This is a genomic window from Candidatus Cloacimonadota bacterium (assembly GCA_011372345.1).
In the GTDB taxonomy this organism is placed as follows: Bacteria; Cloacimonadota; Cloacimonadia; order Cloacimonadales; family TCS61; genus DRTC01.
Window position 1 is genome coordinate 1 of sequence record DRTC01000536.1, and the last position, 3,542, is coordinate 3,542.

Consider the following 3,542-nt stretch of genomic DNA (forward strand, 5'->3'; position numbering starts at 1 on the left):
AGTGTCGGGAATATTCCAGCTATAAGTTCCATCATCGGTTGTACTGCTGATTATGGTGTTATAAAAACTTCCATTATCATAAAGTTCTATCTTAACATTTCCGCTCGTATTGGAACTTGTCCAAGTGATGTTATGAGTTGAATCGAGTTCCCAGTCTTCTCCGCCGTTGGGAGATGTTACAGTAATTTCAGGAACAGGATTAGTATCAACTGTTAAGGTAACTGGAATTGTCAATGGTGATTCGTCGGGATCATTACTTTCAACAATGATGTCTGCATTATAAATCCCTTCAGCCAGTCCCGAAGAATCGAATCCGACTGTGATTGTATCGTCAGGATCTCCCTGCGAAATCGAACCGCTGACTGTATAACCTCCATCAATAGTTAACCAATCAGGTCCGGAAGAAACAACATTTACGGTATAATCTTCGACTTCTCCGTAAGTATGAGTTCCACAAGCCGTTGGTGCTGTGTTCCAGGTAAGTCTGGCTCGCATTCTCGTCTGACCTGTTAATGCTCCTTCGGGAGGTGTGATTGTTATTGAATAAGGTCCGGTTCCTGACCAACTGGTTGTAATTTCCTCTCCTGCATCTTCGAAATCTTCATCCTGATTCCAATCGATCCATAATCCGCCTTGATCACTTGTGTAAGGATTACTAATGGTCAGAATAAAACTATATCCGGTTCCAATGGTCATATCTGTGGATAAGGAAGTATAATCGGCATAACCGGAGCAGGCTGATGAGTTATCAATGTCACCAACCTGTATGCGGCTGATATATTCATCACAACCTCCGGAAGCAGAACAATAAGAACGGGAAGTATATTCATATACAATTCCTGAAGGTATTTTTAAACTTTCATCTCCGGGAATAATGTCTTTTGAATTATTTATCATATCTCTTAATAACGGACTCATCCGCGTTTCATTCAGAGTAACAGTATAATCGAGAGTTGCTCCTCCGGAATTTCCAAGATAAAGATATTGAGAAGAGCTTTGATCTGGTTCTAATATTTCGGAAAAAGATGAAGGTGAATATGTGATATCAACTGGATTAGTTGCCGTAAGATTGATTTCATCATTCCAATTACCTTCTGTGGCGACTATTCCAGCATTCAACTGAATAGGATGATTATCAGGAATTGAACTCGAAACAGTAAATGTATAAGCATTGGTTCTGGTAACAGTACTGCTTGCTATGATCGTTCCATAAGATTCATAATTATCTGTCAAAGTTATATAAGGATCAGTTTCAGATAAGGTCATATTTACACTGTGAGCATCTTGATCTCCAACATTTTGCAGAGTTACGGTTAAGGTAACAGTTTCACCCGGTTCGATAACATCATCTCCTCCAGCATTAACAGTATAACTTTCGATAACAACATAAGCCTGATTAGAAACGACTAAAATCGTTCCTTGATGTCGGATTTTATTGTGACCAATTATGGAAACACTTATATCATTTGTATTATCGATTGCAGAGAATAAATTGACTGTAACATCACCGGAAGCTCCTGCAACAGCTCTTCCGATCATAGCCCCATTCTGCATTAAACCAATACGAGCATAAGGAGCATCTGTGGTAAAAGCGATCGAACTTGTTCCAATAGGAACACTGGCAGGATAAGATACGTTCATAGCAACCGGGGCATCAGTCCAGATATCCATTGACGGATCTCCAAAAAGGTTTAATTCATAAGCCGTCCAGCGCATATATTCATCTGTCTGGATAAGAGAAACATCTAATTCTTTGGAATAACGGTTAGCATCTCCTATACCGAAAATATCCTGTCCGAAAATGGCATCATAGAATTGTCTGTCATAATATTGAGATGAACTATTGGTTCCACCCGGTTGATACCAACCATAGCGGGAATTAGCAATAGAAGCAACTTCAGCAGTTTCAAGCGTTGTAATATTTTCAGCAAAACAATCTTCAGACATATAATAACCATTATAATGCCAGTTATCGAAAGAACCATTATAACAACCTTGAGAATAACCTATGACATATCCTCGGGAAACACCGTTATTAGTAAAATTTGAAGTAGTCAGATCGGAGTTATACATATTCATATTGAAATCAGGTGATGAATGACCGAGATGATTTAAAAGATTAACTCCGGTTGAATTAAATTGACTGAAAACATCGTATTTATCCCAATTTGTATCCATCTGGTAAAGAGTTGAAACTGTAAAATTTCCTGCAATTCCAGAGGTTGTATATCCGTTATAGCTACCACCGTTGACAATTTCATTTTTATAAGTTCCGCCGTTTGTTTGAGGACTACTATTCAATTCCTCACCTAACATTAGGGCTTTCTCGATATCTGTTACTACCGGAGAATCCTGATACATCTCCAATTTATGTGTGAAGTTTATAATTTCCGTAGCAGAATCTACACAAATCCTACCGATATTTACTTCTGCATACAAATCCCATTCATTTTGCTCTCCCCATGTACCATCTCCATCAGTATTCCAGTTACCATCCAAACCTGCATAATACATATCCGAAGGAATTGTCGGATCATCTAAAGCGGAAAGACCTCTATGCGGGACAATTATATCACTGGAATTATTTGTATCGGAATCTCCTCCAAGAATGACATAACTGATTCCGTTATTCGTGTTATGATCGATAATACAATTTCTGATCTTTTCCTGCAGATCAGATCCTGTATAATTTGTATTGATATATTCGGTAGTAGCAGTTGCCATAATAAAACCGGTTTCTTCCTTAAAATCAATATAATCGCTGAATGAAGGTAAAAGAGCGTTGTTGGTTATTAATAGAATATCCTCTTCATTATCTCTAATTTGTGGGGAATATGAATATTGATTTAACATTTCTGGATTCTCGACGAGATTTTCAATTCTCTTTTCAATTTTTGCGGAATTTTGCAGGAATCTTCCTGAGGCTAAAGCCTTTCCAGTTACAACGGTTTTAATTTCAAGAGTTACACTTTTCAGGAATTCTACCTGATTTTCTAAAGGAACATAACTAACAGGACAAACTGTAAACGACGCAATAGAATGACCACACAAGAAATTTGTGTTTGTGCTATTTACTATCTTCGCAGGTAACGATTCTGTTGAATTATAGATTTCTTCGTTTGGAATTACCTTGTAATCAAGATGTTTTCCCGATGATATTGGAAATTGTCTTTCTGCAGGTTTAATTGTTATCCCATCTTGAACAGGATAATAATCAGAAGAAATTATTCTTACTTCTTCCAGTTCCTGATTCTGCGGTAATAGAATAGTAGCTGCTAAATAAGGAAGAGAGGGATCACCTTCTTCACCAAAATTACGACAGTTTTCATAAACTATCTCATCAAAACCATTTGCCTTTTTTATCTCAGGTTTTTCAAAATTGTAAGTCTGAATGATCGTTTCAGCTAACAAAAATTGTGATAAAAATACTAATAACGCAATTACATACATACTTTTTTTCATAACTACTCCTTTTTTTTCATAAACTATGATACACTACCTTATTTTGAAAATATTTGATTATTTTAAATATCGAAAGTGTG

General features: G+C 36.8%; 1 protein-coding gene. It reads right to left on the reverse strand.

What is annotated here, in order from left to right; translation table 11 throughout:
- Positions 1–3,462, reverse strand: a 3,462-nt coding sequence (locus ENL20_10205; GenBank protein ID HHE38928.1) for a hypothetical protein, incomplete at its 3' end; no start/stop codon positions are given.
- Positions 3,463–3,542 lie beyond the last annotated feature (80 nt).